Annotated in this window: 24 protein-coding genes; 9 read left to right on the plus strand and 15 right to left on the minus strand. The window is 62.4% G+C overall.

Going from position 1 to position 23,246, the window contains the following annotated elements; all coding sequences use genetic code 11:
- Positions 1–12: 12 nt before the first annotated feature.
- Genes O1W68_RS09650 through yhjD form a run of 3 tightly spaced genes read left to right on the plus strand, consistent with a single transcriptional unit; the run spans position 13 to position 2,915 of the window.
- Positions 13–759, plus strand: a complete 747-nt coding sequence (locus O1W68_RS09650) for an exodeoxyribonuclease III (protein ID WP_442972338.1) — start codon at positions 13–15, stop codon at positions 757–759.
- A 45-nt stretch (positions 760–804) separates the two neighbouring features.
- The gene (gene trpS, locus O1W68_RS09655; protein WP_269303100.1) at positions 805–1,845 is read left to right on the plus strand and encodes a tryptophan--tRNA ligase; all 1,041 of its coding nucleotides are present in this window, start codon (positions 805–807) and stop codon (positions 1,843–1,845) included.
- Positions 1,846–1,886: 41 nt separating this feature from the next.
- Entirely contained in the window at positions 1,887–2,915 is a 1,029-nt protein-coding gene (yhjD, locus tag O1W68_RS09660) for an inner membrane protein YhjD (RefSeq protein ID WP_269303102.1), read from the plus strand.
- Between the two features lie 9 nt (positions 2,916–2,924).
- On the opposite strand, the gene O1W68_RS09665 is transcribed toward yhjD, so the two are convergent.
- The 6 genes from O1W68_RS09665 to O1W68_RS09690 form a co-directional block, all read right to left on the minus strand.
- On the minus strand, positions 2,925–4,226 hold the full coding sequence (locus tag O1W68_RS09665; protein WP_269303104.1) for a D-alanyl-D-alanine carboxypeptidase family protein: 1,302 nt from the start codon (positions 4,224–4,226) through the stop codon (positions 2,925–2,927).
- A gap of 90 nt (positions 4,227–4,316) precedes the next feature.
- Positions 4,317–6,269 (minus strand): 3D-(3,5/4)-trihydroxycyclohexane-1,2-dione acylhydrolase (decyclizing), encoded by a 1,953-nt coding sequence (iolD, locus tag O1W68_RS09670; protein WP_269303709.1) that lies wholly within the window; start codon positions 6,267–6,269, stop codon positions 4,317–4,319.
- Positions 6,270–6,271: 2 nt separating this feature from the next.
- Positions 6,272–7,168, minus strand: a complete 897-nt coding sequence (gene iolB / locus O1W68_RS09675) for a 5-deoxy-glucuronate isomerase (RefSeq protein WP_269303106.1) — start codon at positions 7,166–7,168, stop codon at positions 6,272–6,274.
- An 88-nt stretch (positions 7,169–7,256) separates the two neighbouring features.
- Positions 7,257–8,246, minus strand: coding sequence for a 5-dehydro-2-deoxygluconokinase (iolC, locus tag O1W68_RS09680; RefSeq protein ID WP_269303108.1), 990 nt, complete (start codon positions 8,244–8,246; stop codon positions 7,257–7,259).
- Positions 8,243–9,163 (minus strand): sugar phosphate isomerase/epimerase family protein, encoded by a 921-nt coding sequence (locus tag O1W68_RS09685; RefSeq protein ID WP_269303710.1) that lies wholly within the window; start codon positions 9,161–9,163, stop codon positions 8,243–8,245. Before O1W68_RS09685 ends, iolC begins: the two co-directional genes overlap by 4 nt.
- 11 nt (positions 9,164–9,174) lie before the next feature.
- Complete coding sequence (locus tag O1W68_RS09690) at positions 9,175–10,182, minus strand: Gfo/Idh/MocA family protein (protein WP_269303109.1); 1,008 nt, start codon at positions 10,180–10,182, stop codon at positions 9,175–9,177.
- A 230-nt stretch (positions 10,183–10,412) separates the two neighbouring features.
- Between O1W68_RS09690 and O1W68_RS09695 the strand changes: the two genes are divergently transcribed.
- Positions 10,413–11,618, plus strand: a complete 1,206-nt coding sequence (locus tag O1W68_RS09695; RefSeq protein ID WP_269303111.1) for an acyl-CoA dehydrogenase family protein — start codon at positions 10,413–10,415, stop codon at positions 11,616–11,618.
- Between the two features lie 87 nt (positions 11,619–11,705).
- Here the strand turns inward: O1W68_RS09695 and O1W68_RS09700 are convergent, their stop codons facing one another.
- Genes O1W68_RS09700 through sdhC form a run of 4 tightly spaced genes read right to left on the minus strand, consistent with a single transcriptional unit; the run spans position 11,706 to position 15,051 of the window.
- On the minus strand, positions 11,706–12,485 hold the full coding sequence (locus O1W68_RS09700; RefSeq protein WP_269303113.1) for a succinate dehydrogenase iron-sulfur subunit: 780 nt from the start codon (positions 12,483–12,485) through the stop codon (positions 11,706–11,708).
- Between the two features lies 1 nt (position 12,486).
- Positions 12,487–14,238: a succinate dehydrogenase flavoprotein subunit gene (sdhA, locus tag O1W68_RS09705; protein WP_269303114.1), complete on the minus strand. Its 1,752-nt coding sequence runs from the start codon at positions 14,236–14,238 to the stop codon at positions 12,487–12,489.
- Between the two features lie 16 nt (positions 14,239–14,254).
- Positions 14,255–14,710 carry a succinate dehydrogenase hydrophobic membrane anchor subunit gene (locus O1W68_RS09710; RefSeq protein WP_084349041.1) on the minus strand — a complete coding sequence of 152 codons (456 nt, stop codon included), beginning with the start codon at positions 14,708–14,710 and terminating at the stop codon, positions 14,255–14,257.
- Positions 14,710–15,051: a succinate dehydrogenase, cytochrome b556 subunit gene (sdhC, locus tag O1W68_RS09715; protein ID WP_442972339.1), complete on the minus strand. Its 342-nt coding sequence runs from the start codon at positions 15,049–15,051 to the stop codon at positions 14,710–14,712. Before sdhC ends, O1W68_RS09710 begins: the two co-directional genes overlap by 1 nt.
- 331 nt (positions 15,052–15,382) lie before the next feature.
- Here sdhC and O1W68_RS09720 point away from each other — a divergent pair, with 331 nt between their 5' ends.
- The 3 genes from O1W68_RS09720 (at position 15,383) to O1W68_RS09730 (ending at position 18,242) form a co-directional block, all read left to right on the plus strand.
- Positions 15,383–15,796, plus strand: coding sequence for a cytidine deaminase (locus tag O1W68_RS09720; RefSeq protein WP_269303711.1), 414 nt, complete (start codon positions 15,383–15,385; stop codon positions 15,794–15,796).
- The gene (locus O1W68_RS09725) at positions 15,789–17,072 is read left to right on the plus strand and encodes a thymidine phosphorylase (RefSeq protein WP_269303118.1); all 1,284 of its coding nucleotides are present in this window, start codon (positions 15,789–15,791) and stop codon (positions 17,070–17,072) included. The genes O1W68_RS09720 and O1W68_RS09725 overlap by 8 nt, the downstream gene beginning before the upstream one ends.
- An 87-nt stretch (positions 17,073–17,159) precedes the next feature.
- Positions 17,160–18,242, plus strand: coding sequence for an adenosine deaminase (locus tag O1W68_RS09730; RefSeq protein WP_442972340.1), 1,083 nt, complete (start codon positions 17,160–17,162; stop codon positions 18,240–18,242).
- A gap of 7 nt (positions 18,243–18,249) precedes the next feature.
- Here O1W68_RS09730 and O1W68_RS09735 read toward each other — a convergent pair whose 3' ends face one another.
- The 5 genes from O1W68_RS09735 to O1W68_RS09755 are packed head-to-tail and all read right to left on the minus strand — an operon-like array spanning position 18,250 to position 21,624.
- Positions 18,250–19,512 (minus strand): primosomal protein, encoded by a 1,263-nt coding sequence (locus O1W68_RS09735; protein ID WP_269303122.1) that lies wholly within the window; start codon positions 19,510–19,512, stop codon positions 18,250–18,252.
- Between the two features lie 15 nt (positions 19,513–19,527).
- On the minus strand, positions 19,528–19,833 hold the full coding sequence (locus O1W68_RS09740) for a YbaB/EbfC family nucleoid-associated protein (protein WP_269303124.1): 306 nt from the start codon (positions 19,831–19,833) through the stop codon (positions 19,528–19,530).
- Positions 19,830–20,153 (minus strand): hypothetical protein, encoded by a 324-nt coding sequence (locus tag O1W68_RS09745; RefSeq protein ID WP_269303126.1) that lies wholly within the window; start codon positions 20,151–20,153, stop codon positions 19,830–19,832. Before O1W68_RS09745 ends, O1W68_RS09740 begins: the two co-directional genes overlap by 4 nt.
- Positions 20,150–21,328 (minus strand): C40 family peptidase, encoded by a 1,179-nt coding sequence (locus O1W68_RS09750; protein WP_269303127.1) that lies wholly within the window; start codon positions 21,326–21,328, stop codon positions 20,150–20,152. The genes O1W68_RS09745 and O1W68_RS09750 overlap by 4 nt, the downstream gene beginning before the upstream one ends.
- A complete protein-coding gene (locus O1W68_RS09755; RefSeq protein ID WP_269303129.1) occupies positions 21,325–21,624 on the minus strand; it encodes a type VII secretion target in 300 nt (99 codons plus the stop codon). Before O1W68_RS09755 ends, O1W68_RS09750 begins: the two co-directional genes overlap by 4 nt.
- Before the next feature lie 97 nt (positions 21,625–21,721).
- Here O1W68_RS09755 and upp point away from each other — a divergent pair, with 97 nt between their 5' ends.
- Together upp and O1W68_RS09765 are read left to right on the plus strand one after the other, a co-directional pair.
- Positions 21,722–22,345: a uracil phosphoribosyltransferase gene (upp, locus tag O1W68_RS09760; protein ID WP_269303131.1), complete on the plus strand. Its 624-nt coding sequence runs from the start codon at positions 21,722–21,724 to the stop codon at positions 22,343–22,345.
- 53 nt (positions 22,346–22,398) lie between these two features.
- The gene (locus tag O1W68_RS09765; protein WP_269303133.1) at positions 22,399–23,244 is read left to right on the plus strand and encodes a DUF2797 domain-containing protein; all 846 of its coding nucleotides are present in this window, start codon (positions 22,399–22,401) and stop codon (positions 23,242–23,244) included.
- The last annotated feature ends 2 nt before the right edge of the window (positions 23,245–23,246 follow it).

Consider the following 23,246-nt stretch of genomic DNA (forward strand, 5'->3'; position numbering starts at 1 on the left):
ACGCGAAAAGGAATGTTGCCATGGTTGGTGGCGACCGAAGCCGACGTGATCTGTCTGCAGGAGACCCGTGCGAACGACGGCGAGTTGACCAAGGCGCTGGCACCAGCATTGGACAGTGGCTGGCATCTGGCCTCGGCAGAACCGTCGACCAAAGGCCGTAACGGTGTGGCCATCCTCTCGCGTACCCCTCCGGACGCCGTTCGCGTCGGGATCGGCGCAGAGGAGTTCGAGGATTCCGGCCGCTACATCGAAGCGGACTTTTCCGATGTGACGGTGGCAAGTCTGTACCTGCCGTCCGGTGAGGTCGGAACCGAGCGTCAGGACGAAAAGGAACGTTTCATGGCCGTCTTCGCGAAATATCTTGCGAAGACGGCGACGTCCGCGATCGCCGAGGACCGTGATGTCGTCGTATGCGGAGACTGGAACATCGCGCCCACCGAGCTCGATATCAAAGCGTGGAAGACCAATCGGAAGAAGTCCGGATTCCTGCCCGAAGAGCGCGAGTGGGTGGCTGCCCTCCTTGCCCCGACGTCCCCGTGGACCGACGTCGTGCGCGAGCTCAACCCCGAGGTAGAGGGCCCGTACAGCTGGTGGTCGTATCGCGGCAAGGCATTCGACAACGACGCGGGCTGGCGGATCGACTACCAGTTGGCAACGCCGTCGCTGGCCGAGCGCACCAAGGACGCTGTCACCGAACGCGCCGAGGCGTACGACCAGCGTTGGTCCGACCACGCCCCGGTCACCGTTCGCTACCGCTAGAACCTGCGCGAAATTCGGTTGTCACCACATGAAAAGATCGTGACCATGTCTGCCCCCGCCACCACCGATACACCGCAAGGTCCGCGACAGCGCGTCCTGTCCGGAATCCAGCCGACTGCCGATTCGTTCCATCTCGGCAACTACCTGGGGGCAGTACGTCAGTGGGTGGCGCTCCAAGACGATTACGACGCTTTTTACTTCATTCCGGATCTGCACGCCATCACCGTTCCGCAGGACCCGAAGGTGTTGCGCCAGCGGATTCGGATTGCTGCTGCGCAATTGTTGGCAGTGGGGATCGATCCGACGCGATCCACCTTGTTCGTGCAAAGTCAGGTGCCCGAGCACGCTCAGCTTGCGTGGGTACTCAATTGCATCACCGGTTTCGGTGAAGCCGGCCGAATGACTCAGTTCAAGGACAAGTCCGCCAAGCAGGGACGTGATCAGACGACTGTCGGATTGTTCACGTATCCGGTTCTCATGGCAGCCGACGTGCTGCTCTACCGACCCAATCTCGTTCCGGTAGGGGAGGATCAGCGTCAACACCTCGAACTGACGAGAGATCTGGCACAGCGTTTCAACACCCGGTTCAAGAAGACCTTCGTGGTGCCGGATGCTCACATCATCAAGGGCACGGCCAAGATCTTCGATTTGCAGGAACCGACGGCCAAGATGAGCAAGTCCGGTTCCAATCCTGCGGGCATCGTCAACATGCTCGACGACCCGGCTGTGTCGGCGAAGAAGATTCGTTCGGCAGTCACCGACAACGAGCGCGAGATCGCATTCGACCCGGAGAAGAAGGCCGGCGTCAGCAATTTGCTGGTCATTCAGTCAGCGCTGGGGGGTCGATCCGTGGACGACCTCGTGGAGAGTTACCAGGGCAAGGGCTACGGCGACCTGAAGTCGGATACGGCAGAAGTGCTCAGCGAGTTCGTCACGCCGCTTAAAGCTCGGGTCGATGGGTATATGTCCGATATTGCCGAGTTGGACCGAATCCTCGCAGACGGCGCGGATCGGGCCAGGGAGGTAGCTTCACGGACATTGGCTCAGGTGTACGACCGAGTGGGGTTCCTGACTCCGCGCTCGTAACCGCTTCGGGAGCACCGAGCAGGTCAGAGACAGGCGAGAGGGTGATTGTCGTTCCCGACTTCACAGCAATACTGCAGGAACGCCGGGACAAGTGGCCGTGGCTCGACCACACGGTCAGGGCCGCACAGCGTTATCAAGCACAAATGGGCGACTATTATGCCGCCGGAATGACGTACTTCAGTGTGCTTGCGCTGTTCCCGCTACTCATGGTTGCGTTCGCGATAGCCGGCTTCGTCCTGGTGGGGCATCCGGAATGGCTGAACAGCATCAGTACCCAGATATCGGAGAGTATTCCGGGCAGCTTGGGCGAGACCATCAATTCGCTGATCGAGTCAGCGATCGAGTCGCGCGCAAGCGTCGGCATCATCGGTCTTCTGGGCGCGTTGTACGCGGGGCTGGGTTGGGTTGCGAAGCTTCGAGCTGCGCTGACTGCGATGTGGGAGAGTCAACGCGAGCAGGACGGTTTCGTCGCTACCAAGTTGAAAGATCTGGCGGCGCTCTTCGGTCTCGGTCTGGCTATCGTCGTCTCGCTCGGTTTGTCGGCGCTCAATGGCGGGTCGGTGATGCGGAGCCTGCTCGAGTTCTTCAAGCTCGACAGTGTGCCCGGTGTCGGAATCTTCCTACGGGTCGTGTCGGTGCTGTTGGCGCTCGTTGCGACGTGGGGCCTGTTCACCTGGGTGATCTCGCGTCTGCCACGGGAGCCGGTGCCGTTTCGTAGCGCCTTGATGGGCGGGCTGCTGGCTGCCATCGGTTTCGAGATCTTCAAGCAGATAGCGGCCATCTATTTGGCATCTGTGACCAGCGGGCCTGCCGGTGTGGTGTTCGGTCCCATCATCGGTTTACTCGTATTCGTCTTCACGACGTCACGGTTCGTGCTGTTCGCTACTGCATTCTCGGCGACCACGAACGAAAGTATGGCTATGGCATTCGTGCCGCCGCCGGACTCGGCGGTCATCACCACCCGCGTCGAGGTCAGCGACGGCCCGTCCCTCAAAGGCGGCATCGCGCTCGTCGGTGCGGGAGCACTCGCTGCGATAGGACTTACCGGATTGTTCGGCCGTCGTAAATGACGGCCGGCCTCATCGGCGCCGGTTGAGTTGACGCGCCCCCAGCATCAGCCCGAGCACTACGAGTAGTCCGATCGCACCGATGCCAACCCGGATTGCCGTGTCGCCGCTCGTTTCCAGAGCGGAAGCACGGGCGATCGACCCAGCATCCGCAGGGGGAACAGCAAGCGCAGGGACCGGGGCGGTGGCTCGGGTGCTCGTAACGTCGCCGACCGAATCAGGCTCCACCAGCGTGCCGACACTTGTTCCTGGGGGGAGTGCGAATCCGTAGTCCAACAGGCGTGCCGCTTGCTCCCAGGGCCGGATGGGCAGGACGTCGCCCTTCATGATCGTCACCGCCAACCGTCTCCCGTCTTTCTGTGCACCACCGACGAACGTTTGCCGAGCGTCATCGGTATAGCCGGTCTTACCGCCGAGAGCGCCTTCGTAGTTGTAGAGAAGCTGATTGTCGTTGGACAGGATGAAACCCGGGCGGTCTTGATCATCCGGGATGCTGGGGTCCTTGGGGAATCCTGGGAATTGAACGGTCTCGGTCGAGATGAGCGCAGCGAAGGTCGGATTTTCCAGTGCGGCACGGAAGAACAAGGCGAGGTCGTAGGCAGAACTGGACATCCCTGGTGCGTCGAGGCCGGACGGGGTTGCAGTGTGCGTGTCCAGCGCGCCCAGCGACTCGGCGAGCGCGTTCATCTTTTCCACCGCCGCGGCGTCACCACCCAGTTGGGTCGCCAGAGCGTGAGCCGCGTCGTTGCCCGAGGCCATCACGAGACCTTGCATCAGCTGAAAGTTGCTGTAGACGCCGTCTTTGCCGATTCCGACTGCGCTACCTTCGGCATTGGCGTCCTCGGCTGTCGCGACGACGACCTTGTCGAGGTCGAGTTCGTCCAGCGCCACCAGTGCCAACAGGATTTTGATGGTGCTCGCGGGACGATAGCGGCCGTGTGGGTCCTTCGCAGCGATCACGTCGCCGGAATCGAGATCCGAGAGCACCCACCCGGTTGCGGAAATATCGGCGGGAAGCGGAGGAGCGTCGTCCGGGGTGATCGTTCCACATCGGCCCAGTTGTGAGCCACCGACCGGGTCGGCAGGGACGGGTCGCGGGGCGGGAACAGTCTCACCTGGCTTCGGTACCTCGGAGAGGTCGATTGCCGGAGGCGGTGACGTGACAAACGGGCAGTCGTCGGTGCTCGGCGTCGCGAACGGAGTAGTCGTGACAGCCGGAGGCTCGCCGACAGGCTGCGCGAGGGCAGGGCTGCTCGTGGCGAACAGGGCAGCGGTCGTGGCGAGGGCAGCGGACACCCGGAGGATCGTTCTCATCGCGAACCACCGTATGCGCTCCGATCGGCGAACCAGCGCCGACCCACCGAATGCCCCGCTAGTGTTCACCGCTGCATCGATTGCGCCGGGTCAGTTTCCTGACGGTCGGAGGAAAGGGCGCTGAATCTTCTTCCATTTCTCGTAGGTTGCGTATGCGGCTCGAGTCGACTCGAGTGTCGAGGTGGCACTGACCGGAACATCCCACCAGGATTCGGAATCGGGGGAGGCGACAAGTGGGTCGGTCTCGACGTGGATGACGGTGGTTCTCTCGCTTGCCTTGGCTGCCTCGATCGCGACGGAGAACTCGACGGAGTTCTGCACGCGCGTCACCTCGACGCCCAAGCTTGCCGCGTTCGCCGCGAGATCCACCGGGAGCACACCGCCACCTCGACGACCCTGTTCGCCGCGATAGCGGTACGCGGTCCCGAATCGCTGAGAGCCGAGCGATTCCGACAACGAACCGATGGACGCGAACCCATGATTCTGCACCAGGATCACGATGATCTTGATGCCCTCCTGAACGGCGGTGACCAACTCGGTTGCCATCATCAGGTACGAACCGTCGCCAACCATGACGAAGACGTCGCGGTTCGGTTCGGCCATTTTTGCTCCGATACCGCCGGCGATCTCGTATCCCATGCACGAGAAGCCGTATTCCACGTGGTATCCCTTGGGGTCGCGGACGCGCCAGAGCTTGTGCAGATCGCCGGGTATCGAGCCTGCGGCACAGACGACCACATCCGAAGGTCCGGACGATGCGTTCGTCAGACCGATGACCTGACTCTGGTTCAGCGGTGCGGTCGGATCGTCGATCCGGTAGGCCGAATCGACCGTTGCGTTCCATTCCTCGTTCAATGTGGTTGTCCGAGTGCGATATTCGCTCGTCACCTCGTAGTCGTCCAGTGCACCCGTGAGGGCTTCGAGTGCTTCGCGAGCGTCGGAGACCACCGAGAGTGCGCCCTGTTTGACCGAGTCCATGGATGCAACGTTGATGTTGATGAAGGAGATGTTCGGATTGTTGAACGCGGTTCGCGACGCGCTCGTGAAATCGCTGTACCGCGTGCCGATTCCGATGACCACGTCAGCCTCGGTGGCCAACGCGTTGGCGGCGGTCGTGCCGGTGGACCCGATGGCGCCGACGGACTGTGGGTGGTCGTACCGCAACGACCCTTTACCTGCTTGGCTCTGGCCCACCGGGATACCGGTCTGCTCGCAGAATGCAGCGAGTGCGTCGGTTGCCCCGGAGTAGACGACGCCTCCGCCGGCCACGATCAACGGTCTTTCGGCCGTGCGGATCAGCTCGGCGGCGCGGGCGATGACCGACACTTCCGGCAATGGTCGTCGGATGTGCCAGGTGCGCGGCGCAAACAGAGACTCGGGCCAATCGAACGCCTCGGCCGCAACGTCTTGTGGAATAACAACGGTGGCTGCACCTGTCTCGACCGGATCGGTGAGTACCCGCATCGCGCCGAGCAGTGCGCTCGGCAACTGCTCCGGTCGCCAGACGCGGTCGAAGTATCGAGACAGTGGTTTGAATGCGTCGTTGACGGTGATGTCACCGCTGGACGGGAGTTCGAGCTCCTGCAGTACCGGCGCGCTGACCCGCGTCGCGAAAGTGTCTGCGGGGAGCAGCAACACGGGAAGTCGATTGATCGTCGCGAGAGCAGCCCCGGTGAGCATGTTGGTCGAACCCGGCCCGACGCTGGCGGTGACGGCCCACGTCTGCAGGCGGTCCTTCTGACGTGCATAGGCGACGGCGCTGTGCACCATGGCCTGCTCGTTTCGGCCGAGGACGTAGGGCAGTTCCGATTCGGTGCCGGCTTCGGCGGCATCGATCTCGGCTTGCAGCAATGCCTGTCCGAGCCCGGCGACGTTGCCGTGCCCGAAAATGCCGAACGCGCCTGCGAAGAATCTGGTGTGGTGGCCGTCGCGCTCGACGAACTGGTTCACCAGGAACTTCACCACGGCCTGGCTCACCGTGAGGCGAACCGTCCCTTCGGTGTTGTCACACTTGTTCGCGGAGATCGGCGCAGTGGGCACCACGGTCATACTCCTTCGGATGCGGTGCGGGGTGTCAGGCTTGGCAGTGGGAGGCGACTGTCGACGGCTCGGTCGGCCCAGGTGCCTCGGATCCACGCGTGTTCGGGATCGTCGACGATCTTCCAGGCACGCTCGACACCTGCCCCGGCCATGACGTTGAGGTAGTACATGTCGTAACCCGGCGCAGCGACCGACGGGCCGTGGTATCCGTGCGGTACCAACACGACATCACCGGTGCGAACCTCTTCGAGGACCTCGATTGGACGATCGGTGGTGCCGTAGACGCGGTGGTAGCCGAATCCGTTACTGCCGCTGAGGCCTTCGGCGATTTCGAAGTAGTAGATCTCTTCCAGAGCGGACTCTTCGGCGGTGTTCTCATCGTGCTTGTGGCCCGGGTACGAGGACCAGTTCCCGCCCGGAGTGATGACCTCGCACGCGATGATCGAATCAGCATCGAGGGCCTCCACCGTGCCGAAGTTGTGCACCTGACGGCTGCAGTTTCCGGCCCCGCGCAGTTCCACCGGAACCTCCGCCGCGGGAACGTAGCGAAACGGCAGCTTGTACGCGGCACGCGCGCCGCACAGTGCAAAACGCCCACCATCGACGCTGGAGACGGAGTACGAGGAGCCGATGCCGACGTAGACGAAATCTGTGGGCCCGTCGAACACCGAACGTCGGCCCCGCAGTTCGAATGTGGTGCCGTCACTGGTCACTGCGGCCGAACCTGCCAGCGGCACGATCAGGATCTCGTCGTGCTTGGATAGCAGTTCCACGGATCGTCCTGCAGCGAGATTCAAGATCCACAGACTGGACTCCGTCCACCCCGCAGATTTCGGTGTCACGACGACATCGAAGTCACCGTGGCCGCCGGTACCCGCGGCGATGTAGTACTCGGAATTCATCTGTCATCTCACCACTATCAGTGCGCGAGTATCGTTGACCACCGCATATGTAGTGGCGGTAGATATCGAACCGGGGGACCGGACGCGCTCAGACATCGAGAGACTCGGCGGCAGCGGCTACCGCGGCGAGCGCAGCGACCTCGATCGCGGTGGGCATCGCGGTGGAGCATTCGAGACGCGAAGCGACGATAGCTCCGGCCGCGTTGGCATAGCGAAGAATCTTCTGCAGCGGCCAGCCTGCGAGGAGCCCGTGGCAGAGTGACCCACCGAAACTGTCACCGGCGCCGAGACCGTTGACGACGTCGACGAAGTACGGCGGAACTCTCACCGTCTGCGACTTGGTCTTGCCGAGAACGCCCTTGGGCCCCTGCTTGACGACGGCCAATTCGACACCGAGGTCGAGCAGTGCATCCGCAGCCTTGTGCGGATCGGTTTCGCCGACGGCGATCTCGCACTCTTCGGTGTTGCCGACGGCAACGGTGACCTGGAGGAGCGCTCGCTGTACCTGCTCGGTTGCTGCCGCGGGTGACTCCCAGAACATCGGTCGATAGTCGAGATCGAGGACCGTCAACGGTGCCCGACCTCGTGCCTCGAAAGCGGTGAAGTGTGCACTGCGGCTGGGCTCTTCGGCCAGGCCGGTCACGGTGGACCAGAAGAGACGTGCATTCGCCACGAGGGCACAGTCGATGTCCCCGGGCCGAATTTGCAGGTCCGGGGCCGAGGGTTTGCGATAGAAATACAGCGGAAAATTCTCGGGAGGGAAGATCTCACAGAACGTCACCGGGGTGGCGAGCAAGTGGTCGGTGACGACGTAGCGATTGTCGACGCCCAAACGAGCAAGTTCAGCGGAGACGAACCGTCCGAAGGGATCGTTGCCGACTCCGGAGATGAGCGCAGTTGTCGAACCCAGACGCGCGGCCGCAACCGAGACGTTCGCGGCACTACCACCGAGAAATTTACCGAACGTCTCGACGTGCTCGAGGCCGACTCCGGTTTGCAACGGGTATAGGTCCACACCGCAGCGTCCGATGGCGAGCACGTCGAAGGCCCAGGTCTCCTCATTCGTCGAGCTGGTCAAGATCCTGCTCCCGCGCGGTATGCGACACGGTGACCGGGCCGCCTGCGCGAGTCGACGACGCTCCGCAGATACCGGACGCCGGCGATCGCTTCGGCGACCGGACCGGCATCGGTAGGTTCGGACGCGAGGATGGTGTCCTGCTCCAGCACGAACCACCCTTCGTATTCGGCGTCGAGCAAGCAATTGACGACTCCGGCGATATCGACGTCACCGGTACCCAACCGGGTGTACATCCCCTCGGCGACAGCGTCGGTATAGGTGAGCTCACCGCCGCGGACCCGAGCCGCGAGTGCGGAGTCGACATCCTTGACGTGGGCATGCGTGATGCGGTTCGTATGCTGCTCGACGAGTTCGAGGGGATCTATGCCACCGATCAGAAGGTGACCTGTGTCGAGACACAACGGAATCGCCGAGCCTTCCAACACCCGGTGGACTTCCTCTCGCTTCTCGACGACCGTGCCCACATGCGGATGCAGAACGACACGAACCCCGCGCTCGGCACCCGCTTCTTGCATACGGTCGAGGTTGTCGAGCAATGTGTCCCACTGTGCATCATCGAGCTCAGGGCGCGAGTCGTAGCCGTCCATGCCGGTCGCGGCAGCCAGGACGAGTACCTCGGCGCGGGAGGTGACGAACGCGTCGAGCAGCGGGGTAATCCCAGGAACCGGGTCGTGCTGAGCGTGATGCAGCAACACCGGTGCGAATCCACCGACGCACTCGAGATGATGTCGTTCCAGTGTCGCCGAAAGTTCACCTGGGTCCATCGGCAGAAAACCTTCGGGCCCGACCTCGGTTGCGGTCAGCCCGGCGTCGCGCATCTCGCGTAGAACTTGCTCGGCGGCCATTTGGTAACCCCAGCCGGGTACCTCGCAGACGCCCCACGAAATCGGTGCTCCGGCAATACGAATGTTGGCGATGTCGCTCGTGGTCACAGGCGGACCTCGTCCATTCGCACCGGGCGGTGCTGCTGTAGGGACAGGGTTGCGGCCTCCGCGATGAAAGCCACTTCGAGTGCATCGCTTGCGGTGCAGGGTGATTCGCGGCGGCCCTCGATCACGTCGACGAACGCGGTGAGTTCTGCCTGATACGCCGTCGTGAATCGGTCCATGAAGGAGGTATGGGGGATACCGTTGGGGAATCTCACGCCTACTTCCAGGTTGCGGACCGGAACCTGCTCATCCCAACCAGCGACGACGGAGTCTGTCGATCCGTGTACTTCGAGTCGGCAGTCGTAGCCGCGGGCGTTGTAGCGGGTGTTGGACACGACACCGATCGTGCCGTTGTCGAAAGTGAGGATGGTCGTGGCAGTGTCGACGTCACCGGCGACGGTGAACCGTGCATCACCTTGGTTGGCTCCTGCCGAGTACACCTCGGTGACTTCGCGGCCGACGATCCACCGGACGATGTCGAAGTCGTGCACGCTGCAGTCGCGGAAGATGCCGCCGGAAACCGCGATGTACTCCATCGGCGGGGGCGCTGGGTCCAACGTCGTGGAACGGACGGTGTGCAGCCAACCAAGGTCACCTGCAACCACAGCGTCTTTGGCAGCGATGAACGCGGGTGCGAACCTTCGGTTGTAACCGACCTGCACCGGGACGGAAGACATCGAGATTCTCTCCAGGATGGCACGGCATTCACCGGGTGTCGCGGCAAGGGGCTTTTCGCAGAACACCGGAATTCCGGCGGCGACGCACTCGAGTACCAGCAATGCGTGCGACGGCGTGGCTGCGGCAACGACCACGCCGTCGACCCCCGATGCCAGGAGCTCCTGTGCGGAATCGACGGGCCGTGCGCCGAACTTCGCGGCGACAGTTGCCGTGACGTCAACCCGTGTGTCGGTAACCACGAGGCCGTCGACTCCGTCGAGTGTGCTCAGAGTGTCGGTGTGAAATGCGCCGATCCGGCCGAGGCCGATCACACCGACTGTTACGCCCATGACTGGCCTTCCTTGGAAAGTGATCATTCGGGTCCGACTGCTCTAGTCGAAAGTATCAACTCGGCGAGAGATCTGCTCGGAGACGAACGGACCGCCAGGCCGACGCGTACCTGAAAACCATGGTGCCGCCTACATGGTCCGGTGCGCCGCGTAGTCGAACCGACTTCGAGACTAGGCGTCCGTGAAACGGGTATCCGCGTTCGGACAACGAAGACAAGGGAGTTCATCCGATGAGCAAGCACGATCCACTCGAACCGCTCTCACCCGACCATCTGGCAGCCGATCTTTTCGGCTACCAAAGTGTCCTGACCGACGAAGAGACGAAGATCGTGATGAAGGTGCGCGACTTTTTGACTGCGGAGGTTGCACCGCGCGCCAACGAGTTCTGGGAGAAAGGCGAGTCTCCCGTCCATCTGCTGCCCAAGATCGCCGAACTGGACATCACCGGGCTGGGATACGAATTCGACGGACGCGTACCTGCCCGAAAAGTACTCACGGGCTGGTTGGGGCTCGAGTTTGCCCGGGTGGACCCGTCGACGTCGACGATGTTCAGCGTGCACAGCGGCCTCGCCATGAGTAGCATCTCGATTCTCGGATCGGAGGAACAGCGGCAGCGTTGGTTACCCTCGATGCGCACGATGGACAAGATCGGTGCGTTCGGACTATCCGAGCCCCACGGTGGTTCGGACGTCTCCGGTGGGCTCGAGACCACGGCAAGGCTCGAGGGTGACCACTGGATCCTCGATGGCAGCAAACGCTGGATCGGCAACGCAACCTTTGCCGACCTGATCATCGTCTTCGCAAAGGACGAAGCCGACGACGAGGTCAAGGGATTCGTCGTGGAGAAGGACTTCGACGGTTTCCGGGCCGAGAAGATCGAGGGTAAGTACTCACTCCGCGCAGTCGAGAACGCCGACATCTACTTCGAGAACTGCCGCGTGCCAGTTGCGAACAAACTCGAAAACGCAAACTCGTTCACCGATACCTCCAAGGTGCTCCGACTGACGCGTGGGGGAGTGGCCTGGGCAGCCGTCGGGGTCATGATCGGCGCCTACGAGCGTGCAGTCGCCTATGCCCGAGAGCGCGTGCAATTCGGTCGACCTATCGCGTCGTTTCAGCTCATATCGGACCTCATTGCGCGCATGGCCGGAAATATCACAGCCAGTCTCGGTATGGCACTGCGCGTTTCGCAGCTTCAGGACGAGGGAATCCACTACGACGAGCACGCCGCGCTCTCCAAGACATACTGCACGACACGTCTTCGTGAGGTAGTCGGTTGGGCGCGCGAGATCATGGGAGGCAACGGCATTCTGCTCGACTACGACGTGATCCGATACTTTGCCGACGCCGAGGCCCTCTACTCCTACGAGGGCACCTCGCAGATGAACAACCTCATCGTCGGCAGGGGGCTGACGGGGTACAGCGCGTTCGTCTGACCCTCAACGCGTGAAAGCCCTCAACGCGTGAGAGGCGCATTCATACGATCGAATCGTATGAATGCGCCTCTCTCGCGGTTGCAAGAACTAGCGAGCGAAGAGCAGAGCCCGCTTGACTTCCTGGATCGCCTTGGTCACCTGAATGCCGCGAGGGCAAGCATCGGTGCAGTTGAAGGTGGTGCGGCAACGCCACACGCCTTCGACGTCGTTGAGGATGTCCAGACGCTCGGACGCACCTTCGTCGCGGCTGTCGAAGATGAACCGGTGCGCGTTGACGATGGCGGCGGGTCCGAAGTAGCTGCCGTCGCTCCAGAACACGGGGCACGAGGTGGTGCAGCAAGCGCACAGGATGCACTTGGTGGTGTCGTCGAACCGAGCACGGTCGGCGGCTGACTGGATCCGCTCACGCGTCGGCTCGTTGCCCGTAGTCATCAAGAACGGCTTGACGGCACGGAACGCATCGAAGAACGGCTCCATGTCGACGATCAGATCCTTCTCGACCGGCAAACCTCTGATGGGCTCGATGGTGATGTTCAGGGTCTTCGACGAGTCCTTGGGCAGCATGTCACGCATCAGCACCTTGCAGGCGAGACGGTTGACTCCGTTGATACGCATCGCGTCGCTGCCGCAGACGCCGTGTGCGCAGGAGCGTCGGAACGTCAGTGTTCCGTCCAAGTAGCCCTTGACATACAGCAGCAGGTTGAGCAACCGGTCTGTGGACAGAGTGGGAACCTGGAAGGTGTCCCAGCGCTGACCGTCACCGTTCTCGGGATCGAAGCGCGCGATCTTGAGGTTGACCATCACTGCACCCTCAGGGACGGGAGGCAGTTCTCTCTGGTCGGATTTGTCCAGTGTGGGTGTACTCATATCAGTACTTCCGCTCCATCGGCTCGTAGCGGGTCTGCACTACCGGCTTGTAGTCCAGACGGATATCGGTCAGCAGACCTTCGCCGACCTTGTAGGCCATGGTGTGCTGCATGTATTCGGCGTCGTTGCGATCGGGGAAGTCCTCGCGAGCGTGGCCGCCACGCGATTCCTTGCGGTTGAGTGCACCGACGACGGTGACCTCCGCCATTTCGAGCAGGAAGCCGAGTTCCACAGCTTCGAGCAAATCGCTGTTGAAGCGCTTGCCCTTGTCCTCGACGGTGATGTGGTTGTACCGCTCCTTGAGGGCGCGTACATCCTTCAATGCATTGGTCAGACGCTCCTCGGTGCGGAACACCGAAGCGTTGTTGTCCATCGACTGCTGCAGTTCGCTCCGGATGTCGGCCACACGTTCGTGGCCGTGATCGGACAACACAAGTGCAAGCCACTCTTCGACCATCTTCGACGGCTCTTCGGGAAGAGGCGTGAAGTCGACCGAGTTGGCGTACAGAGCTGCAGCGATCCCGGCACGGCGCCCGAACACGTTGATGTCCAGCAGGGAGTTGGTGCCGAGTCGGTTGGCGCCGTGCACCGAGACACATGCACACTCGCCGGCGGCGTACAGGCCGGGAACGTGGTCGTCGTTGGTGCGCAGTACTTCTCCGCTGATCTTGGTGGGGATACCACCCATGACGTAGTGACACGTCGGGTAGACCGGCACGGGTTCCTTGACTGGATCCACGCCGAGGTAGGTGCGGGAGAACTCCATGATGTCGGGGAGCTTCTCGTCGAGAACTTCCTCGGGGATGTGCGTGACGTCGATATAGACGTAATCCTTGTTGGGACCGCCACCGCGTCCTTCGAGAACTTCGAGAACCATCGACCGCGCAACGATGTCGCGGGGTGCGAGATCCTTGATGGTCGGGGCGTAGCGCTCCATGAAGCGCTCACCGGATTCGTTACGAAGGATGCCTCCCTCACCGCGAACGGCTTCGGAGATCAGGATCCCCAGACCGGCGAGGCCTGTCGGATGGAACTGATGGAACTCCATGTCTTCCAGAGGCAGTCCCTTACGGAAGACGATGCCCATGCCGTCACCGGTGAGGGTGTGTGCGTTGGACGTCGTCTTGTACATACGTCCCGAGCCACCGGTGGCGAAAATGATCGACTTGGCATGGAAGATGTGCAGCTCGCCGGTGGAAAGCTCGTACGCGACGATGCCGGTGGCAACAGGCCCGTTGTCGGTCTCTGTCAGGCACAGATCGAGCGCGTAGAACTCGTTGAAGAATTCGACGTCGTGCTTGACACACTGCTGGTAGAGCGTCTGCAGGATCATGTGACCGGTGCGGTCGGCGGCGTAACAGGACCGGCGGACGGGTGCCTTGCCGTGATCACGGGTGTGACCACCGAAGCGTCGCTGATCGATCTTGCCCTCGGGCGTGCGGTTGAACGGCAGGCCCATTTTCTCGAGGTCGAGAACGGCGTCGATCGCTTCCTTGGCCATGATCTCCACCGCGTCCTGGTCGGCGAGGTAGTCGCCGCCCTTGACAGTGTCGAACGTGTGCCACTCCCAGTTGTCTTCCTCGACATTGGCGAGTGCTGCACACATTCCGCCCTGAGCTGCACCTGTGTGCGAGCGGGTGGGGTAGAGCTTGGTCAGAACTGCTGTGCGGGCGCGGGGCCCGGCTTCGATAGCTGCTCGCATACCTGCGCCACCGGCGCCGACGATGAGCACGTCATAACGATGTTCCTGCATGAATGCTTCAGTTCCCTTAGCTCGCCGAAATGTTCGGATCGAAGGTGAAGATGACGTACGTGCCGAGGCCCATGATGAGGATCATGGACAGCACCAGCAGCGTCGTCAGCCAGAATCGCGTCGAATCCTTGCGTGAATAGTCCGCGATGATCGTCCGCAGACCGTTGCCACCATGCAACTGAGCAAGCCAGAGCATGGAGAGGTCCCAGAACTGCCAGAACGGGCTGGACCAGCGGCCCGCTACGAATGCGAAGTTGATGCGGTGCACACCCTCGTCGAGCATCAGCATGATGAACATGTGGCCCAGGACGAGGACGACGAGCGCCAGCCCTGAAAAGCGCATGAACAGCCACGCGTAGAGCTCGAAGTTGCTCCTCGACTTCCGGCGCGGGGAACGTGGATTGTCCAGGCTTGCCGGACGGTCGTAGATCTTGCCGAGGGACTTGGCCTCGGGTCCGTGTGTCATTGCCATCAGTGCCCGCTCGCTGTGAACATGTTGTAGAAGATTCTGCCTGCTCCCGGAACCATGACCACGATCCATACCGCGGCGATGACCCACAACATCAGCTTCTGGTACTTCGGTCCCTTGGACCAGAAGTCCACCAGCATGACGCGGATGCCGTTGAGTGCGTGATAGAGCACCGCAGCGACGAGACCGAGCTCCATCAAGCCCACGAGTGGTGTCTTGTAGGTGTCGATGATCGCGTCGTACGTTTCGGGGTTGACACGCACCATTGCCGTGTCCAAGACGTGGACGAACAGGAAGAAGAACGTCAACACGCCCGTGATTCGGTGTAAGACCCAGGACCACATTCCCGGATCACCGCGGTACAGAGACCGCTTTCGCTCCTTGGCCGGAGCGGCTTCCGTCGTGCTACTCATCGAGTGCAATGCCTCCAACGTCATTGATGGACGCATCGAGCCTGGGCCCTGGACTGCGACTGGCTCGATTTGTCTTACTCCGGCTCAACGGTTACGGAAGAGCCTCTGTCTTCGAACTGTAATCCCCATGGAAACACGGAACTAATTCGACTCGAGGTTCGTACCTGACCCAAAATCTTTGTTAGGTATGCCTTCCCAATTTTACGTGATCGGTTCAGTAGCGAAGCTGCGCGCGTCGGTTGTTCGTGATTTGATTGCAGGTATGCCGGAAGTCGACTGGAAAACGTTGCGAGACAATGCTCATCGAGTAATGAGGCAAGCCTATGCACCGTATTCGAACTACCCCGTGGGTGCGGCCGCACTCGTAGACGATGACCGAATCGTGACGGGATGCAATGTGGAGAATGTCTCATATGGTTTGGGCCTGTGCGCAGAGTGCGGATTGGTCTCGAACTTGCATTCCACCGGCGGCGGACGTCTGATCGCCTTCACCTGCTGTGACAGTCGCGGTGCAAAGCTGATGCCGTGCGGTCGATGTAGGCAACTTTTGTTCGAGTTCGGTGGCGCGCAGTTGATCGTCGACACCAACGCCGGCCCGGTGCCGCTGGGCGATCTACTGCCCTCCGCATTCGGCCCCGACGATCTCGCAGTGGGACGGGAGGGCAAGCATGTCTGACGCCGTATCGATCATCGCCGCCAAGCGCGACGGTCACATACTGACAAAGCGGCAGATCGACTGGGTCATCGACGGGTTCACTCGCGGCACCGTCGCCGACGAGCAGATGTCCGCACTCGCTATGGCCATTGTGTGGCGCGGTCTGGACCGGAGAGAGCTGAGCGACTGGACGGCCGCGATGGTCAGCTCGGGCAGCAGGATGGACTTTTCCGATATCGCTCGACCGACCGTCGACAAGCACTCGACCGGTGGCGTCGGCGACAAGATCACCCTGCCCTTGGCTCCGCTCGTCGCCGCATGTGGAGCGGCGGTCCCGCAGCTGTCCGGTCGGGGACTCGGCCATACCGGCGGTACCCTCGACAAACTCGAGTCCATTTCAGGGTGGCGCGCAGACCTGAGTGCAGAAAAGATCCACTCGATTCTGTCCGATTCCGCTGTGGGCGCCGTGGTGTGCGCAGCGGGCGCAGACCTGGCGCCCGCGGACAAGAGGCTGTACGCACTTCGCGACGTCACCGGAACCGTCGAATCCATTCCCCTGATCGCAAGCTCGATCATGAGCAAGAAGATCGCCGAGGGAACCAGCGGACTGGTGCTCGATGTAAAGGTCGGGGCAGGTGCCTTCATGAAGAACATCGACGATGCTCGCGAACTCGCTACGGCCATGGTTGCTCTCGGTTCCGATGCCGGAGTGCGCACGGTCGCTCTTCTTACCGCGATGGATGCCCCGCTGGGGATGACTGCGGGCAATGCTCTCGAAGTCGAGGAAGCGCTGGAAGTGCTGAGCGGAGGCGGACCGGCAGATATCATCGAGCTGACGATCGCGCTGGCCCGAACCATGCTGACCGTAGCCGGTATCGAGGGAATCGACCCCGCGGACAAGCTTGCCGACGGCTCCGCGATGGATCGGTGGCGAGCGATGGTGGCCGCCCAGGGTGGCGATCCGGATGCACAGCTTCCGGTGGCGAAGGAATCTCGGACCGTCACCGCCGAGCAGGACGGTTTCATCTCCGAACTCGACGCCATGGCAGTGGGCGTCGCGGCCTGGAGGTTGGGTGCCGGACGTGAGCGCCAGGATGAGCCCGTTCAGGCCGGTGCGGGGGTACGCCTGTATGCCAAGCCGGGGGATCGGGTTGTCGCCGGCCAGCAGCTCGCCACGCTCTATACCGACACGCCGGAGAAGTTCGACTATGCAATCGAGGCGATCAGTGCGGCGTGGAGCATCGGTGACTCGGCGCCCCGCATATCGCCGATCGTGCTCGATCGCGTGGGACGGTAAGTCGAGCCCAGGACAGCTCGGTCTCGGCGGGCTACCGTTCACAGTATGAGTACCGCCGAGATCTCGTCGACACTTTCCGGCGGCGCGATGCCGCTCGACTCCAATTCCATCAAGACTGCTCCGAAAGCGTTGCTGCACGATCATCTCGATGGTGGATTGCGCCCGCAGACGGTTCTCGAACTCGCCGATCAGTGCGGATACGACGATCTTCCAGCGACCGATGGAGCAGCGCTGGGGGAGTGGTTCCGCAATGCCGCCGACAGCGGTTCGCTCGAGCGGTATCTCGAGACTTTTGCCCACACCGTTGCGGTGATGCAGACGCCCGAGGGTCTTTCTCGGGTAGCCCAGGAGTGTGCCGAGGATCTGGCCGACGACTCGGTCGTCTACGCCGAGGTTCGATTCGCACCAGAACAGCATCTCGAGCGGGGACTCTCGCTGGACGAGGTCGTCGAACATGTACTTGCGGGGTTCCGTGCCGGAGAATCGGCAGCGCAAGTGAAAGGCAAGCGAATTCGGGTGGGGTGCCTGCTCACCGCCATGCGGCATGCCGCACGCTCGCGGGAGATCGCCGAACTGGCCGTACGGTTCCGTGACCGCGGCGTCGTAGGCTTCGACATCGCCGGTGCCGAAGCAGGGTTCCCGCCGAGTCGTCACCTTGCCGCGTTCGAATACATGCGAGCAGCCAACGCACACTTCACTATTCACGCCGGCGAGGCGTTCGGCCTGCCCTCCATTCAAGAGGCTGTTGCCTTCTGCGGCACGGATCGGCTCGGTCACGGAGTCCGGATCACCGACGACATCACCGTCGCGCCCGACGGCACAGCATCACTCGGACTACTTGCCGCCTATGTTCGGGATACGCGGATGCCCCTCGAATTGTGTCCGAGTTCGAACGTGCAGACCGGAGCCGTGGAGAGCCTGCAGAAGCATCCGTTCGATCTGCTTGCCAGACTCCGGTTCCGTGTCACAGTGAACACCGACAATCGGCTCATGAGCGACACCTCGATGAGCCGAGAAATGCACAAGCTGGTCACCACATTCGGATACGGCTGGACCGATCTCGAGCGCTTCACCATCAATGCCATGAAGTCGGCATTCATCCCGTTCGACGAGCGTCTCGAGATCATCGACGACATCGTCAAGCCCGGCTACGCAGTATTGATCGGCTAGCGGAACCTCACTCCTTGCGCAGGCGCCCCTCGAACTCGCGCTCGAGCTCACGCCACGCCTCCGACTCGACATGGAACGGGGCGCTGGGCGCGAGCCTGTTCGGGTCGGGCTCGAGCGTGTAGGACACGAACCAGCCCAGCGGGGTGGAACTTGCCAGCGCCGTTTCGACGGAATCGTCTTCCGCGAAGTCCGCTGCGTCGGTGAACAACTCCACTGCGAGATCGAGCTGATCCGCATCGACGGCCGTGGGCCCGTCGGCCAGATCGTCCGCCAGTCCGGGAAGGACGTACACGTTCTCGTCGGTCACCTCGATACGGAGCGATCCGTCCACCGCGGCGGTCTGTACTTCGACGTACGTACTCACCTTCGCCAGTTCGTGGTCATGGTCGTCGGCGAGGTAGCGAGCCAGCGCGCGTTCGGATCCGAAGACAGTGATGGCGCCGGCGCGACCGAGGAAGATCGGATCGTCGTCGATGTAGCAGCGCAGGGTGTAGAGCGTTTCGTCCGAGGTGATGATCCGGATCGGGTCGATGCCGACAGTGGTCCAGAAGCTCTCCTCCGCGGCTGCGTCGGCGATGGGATCCGGAGTTTCGTCCTCGTCGATCTCATCTTCGTCCTCGTCATCGGACTCTTCGTCGTTCGACACATCGTCGACGTCGACGACGTTCTCCGCGGCCGCGAGCAGTTCAGCCTCGGCGACGTCGACGGCCGCGCTGTCGACATCGGGTGTCGTCACGACCGAGTCGATGGCATCGATCACCGCGCCCCAACTCTTCGCGATCGAGGTGCCGATCCGATCCCAGAGGTCCTGACCATCCTTGCCTACGTATGCCTCTGCGCCCATTCCCACTGATCCTAGATGGGGGTTGCCGGCGAAAAAGGCGGTCACAGTGTTCAGTTCGCAGACGTCACCGAGTGTTTGGACCATTTCGAAGGTTGCCGCGAGCTCGCCGAGGACATCGGAGTCGGGATCCTCGGCGACCAGTTCGGGAACGCCGACGAGATCGAAACGGTGAAGGTCGTCGGGTTCGAGCTCATTGGCTGCGAGAGCCGAGACCACGGTCCACGAGGGGTGGTCGACGAGGTCGTTGTCGCTGTCGTTTCTGATGAACGCCGCGAGGTGCGCGACGGCCTCGAATCCGTAGAGGTCCTCGTCGCGTCCGAGGAATGCCTCCCACTCGTCGTCTCCTTCGTGCCACTCCGGAGCCCAGAGGGTGACGAAGTCGCCGCGGGTGAGACGGAGTTCGATCGGGATGATGTCGCCAGCCATGGCCGGAAGCCTATCTCAGGTCGCTGATAGTGAACTTCGCATCCGTTCGAGGATCCGCCGACGCTGGTCGAGTGCGTCTCGAGCAGCCGCGGCGGCGACTTCGGTGATGGACTCGGTGAGTTTTCGTGCGGACTGCCGAGAGAGATCTTCGGCCAATTCCAGACCCACCATCGCCCCGGTGCTGTCGACCGTCACACCGACCAACCCATCTGCCGAATGCCTGGTGATACGCAGGCGTGCGAGCCCCTCCGAGGCGAGGTGCATGGTGTCCAGGGCGAGGTCGGCTCGGACCACGAGTGCTTCGACGGCCTTCTCGGTCATACCGATCTCAGCCAGCTCGTCGGTGCAGGTTCTACGTCCAACCGCTGATTCTCTTCAGCGGCTACCGTTGATGCCTTCGGCAGCCCGACGCGATCGAGAAGGTGGGCATCCATACCGTCGTTTTCGAGAAGGGTGCGGCGCTCGGCTTGGGCGAGTTCGGTGGCACGCGCGCACAACTGCAGGATTGTTAGGGCCAATTCCTTTCCACCGTACTGTAATTCGCGTTGATCGACGTGGATCTCCGTCGGGATTCCACTTTCGGTGGCTTGGACGCGAACCGAGTCCGAGCGCGTGGCAGCGGTAGCCGAGATCTCGATCATTCGGTCGGCCTGTAGAAGCCTTTGAAGCCCATGCCGCTGTTGGTCGTGCGGATATCGCTGACCTGCACGGGATCTCCAGCTTCGACGAACTGTCCGTTACCGATCACCATCGCGACATGGCCGTCCCAGATAGCAAGATCTCCGGGCATGACCTCGTCTTGGGTGACCGGGGTGCCGATATCTTGCTCCTGCGCCAGGCGAGGGAGTTCGACCCCCTGTTCCGCGTAGGCCCACTGAGTGAGGCCGCTGCAGTCGAGGCCGCGGCCCGGTTCGGTGCCGCCCCACACGTACGGCGTGCCTTGTTGGCTCAGCGCGTTTCGGACCGCGCCTGCTGCCTGTTCGTTCGGAGCCGTCACGACGCTTCCATCAGGAAGCGCGACCTCGACGCCCGTGCCCTTCGCGCCGACGTCACTGGGCTCTCGCGGTGTTGCGCCGCTGTTCATCGCCGGCCCCTGATTCGGCATCGTTGCGGTGGGTGACGTCGTTGTGTTGGGTGAGGAAAGCAGGTTCGACGCGCTGTCCGGAGTCATCGACGACGGGGGAGCGGACGCCGATTGAGCGAAGTTGCGCACGAACTGGCCTGCGGGATCCGAATTCGCGGGTGCTGTCGGTGCAGGCCCGACCGGTGCCGCTACCGCAGGTCGTGTGGAAGCTTCGGTGCCTGCAGGGGCAGGTACCGATGGCGGCGCGAGATAACGCCCGACCTCGGCCGCGTGCACTGCAAGCTCGGCCCGAACCCGCGCCACGACGGCAAGGGCGCGTTCCAAGTGCTCGATGGCTGCCGCGATCACCATCGACTGACCGGCAGGGGTGACGAGCGCCGGGGCTGCAGCGAGGGCAATGGACACGAACGACTGCACTATGCCGTTCAGTTCGACAATTCCGGCCTGAACCTTCTCACACGCTCGATCCACGACCGTGGCGATCTCGTTGCCGTGATCGGCAAGTGCGATGGCGCTGGTGTGAGCTGCCCCAGCCAGCTCGATTGCCGCTACTGCTGCGGGCCCGCTCCACGAACCGGCCAGCTCGGCCACAGCGTTCACCCCGATCCGCTCGACCGCATTCAATGCGGAGGAGGACGAACGAATGACATCGGCGGGCCCACCGGTGGGAATTTCACCCGATCCGAAGGCGCCGAGGAGATCGATGATCGGGCGAGTCAGAACATCGATCACAGTAGGCGCCCGGCTGCCGCTGCGTCGGTTGCCTGATAACCGGCAGCCGAACCAGCGGCTGCGCTACCGATGCTGCCCAGTACTTCGGACAGACGTGCCATCGCAGCGGTGTGGGCGGTGTGGGTGCCGGTGAATGCGGCGAGGAACTCGGTACCGATCGCCCCGAACACCGGCGTCAGGACGGCTGGACCGCAGGCTGTGGCCGCTGCGGCGGCGCTTGTCACGTGCGCGGACATCGTCCCGGCCGTCGTGGAATACGCGAGTATTCCAGCCGCTGTTGCCGATACTTCTGCCATCGGTGTTCCCCTCGGGACTGTTCTGCATCTGAAATGGATCTACACAGGTTTTGACGCAAGTGAGGCCCGATCGGTTCCCACACTTATCCTTCTTCTCATGGATACACATGTCGTCGAACATCCCTTGGCTGCTGCCCTACTGACGACGATGCGCGACGAGCGCAGCGACAACGCAACTTTTCGGTCGGCACTGCGCCAGCTCACCCACATGTTGGTGTACGAGGCCACCAGGGACGCCGCGATCACCACGTTCGAGGTGAAGACGCCGGTCGCTCTCACACAGGGCACCCGTCTGGCGCGGCCGCCGCTGCTCGTGCCGGTCCTGCGTGCCGGACTCGGCATGGTCGAGAAGGCGAGCGGCTTGATTCCTCAGTCCCGCGTCGGCTTCGTCGGAATGGCGCGCGACGAGAAGACCCATGAGCCGGTGCCGTACATGGAGTCGCTGCCCGAGGATCTCTCCAGCACCCCAGTCTACGTTCTCGATCCGATGCTCGCCACCGGTGGCTCGATGGTGCGCACCATCGAGTTGTTGGTGGAGCGAGGCGCGGCAGATGTCACTGCAATTTGTGTGGTGGTTGCCCCCGAGGGGGTCACTGCACTCGAGAACTCGGGCCTACCGGTTCGGCTCGTCACCGCCAGTATCGACGATCGACTCAACGACGATGCCTTCATCGTTCCGGGGCTCGGTGATGCGGGCGACCGCCAGTTCGGTCCGCGCTGAGCACGTCACTCGTCCTCGGCGTCACTTGGCCGGCCAGTGAAGGCGACCCGCGATTGCGCGTCGTAGATGTCCTCTCGCGTGAGGTCGATCATGTAGAACTGCGCGGCGGTCGTGTTGGGTTCGAGGCACTCGGGCCGCAGCGGTGGTGCACGGGACGGATCGCATTCCGTAAAGGGGCGCCCTCCGAGTACGTTCCGTGCCCCGAGCAGTTGCCGGTCGAGACAGGTTCGCAGTGCGAAGGGTGCGAGTCGAAGGACTCGTTTCGCTTCGTCCACACGATCCATCGCGGAGGCTTCGTCTCCCGTGAGCTCGAAGCCCATGTGATGCAGCCACATTGGTTGTACATCGCGACCTTTGCGAACGGGGTGCACAAGGTCGGCACTGCGGCCGACACCCGCAAATGGGGCAGGCTTGCCGAACAAGGGGCAATGTGCGCTCGCTATGTCGCGTGGGCAGCGGACGGAAAGATAGTTCGGGTACTCGAAGATCGGGTGACCGAGCAACTACAGGTGCGGCAGTCCGTGCGATCCTCGGTCAAAGCTGCGGCCCTCGCATTGCCCGTCGACACCGCCCGTCTCGACGCTGCGACGGCAGCTCTGGCTGATCGAGTGCGGGACTCCATTGCGCCGCCGATCGGTGACGACACCTATCGCACGGTGGACGAATCATGGCGGGTAGCCGGATTCCGTGAGCTCGCGACAGGCAACCGCGTCTCCTATCCGGCCGATCTCACGATCGGCTCGCACGGCTTCATGGTGCGCGCGTGCATCGGACAAGCTGCGGTGGTGGACGTCGACGGCGCTTCCTACGTGGTGGACCTGCACGAGTTGAAGGGTCGTCGGGTTCGGTTCGGTGATTACAGATCCACGTTGCCTGCGGTTCAGTCCGCACTGTTCTAGGT

It is taken from the genome of Rhodococcus sp. H36-A4 (genome assembly GCF_027158005.1).
Taxonomy (GTDB): Bacteria; Actinomycetota; Actinomycetes; order Mycobacteriales; family Mycobacteriaceae; genus Rhodococcoides.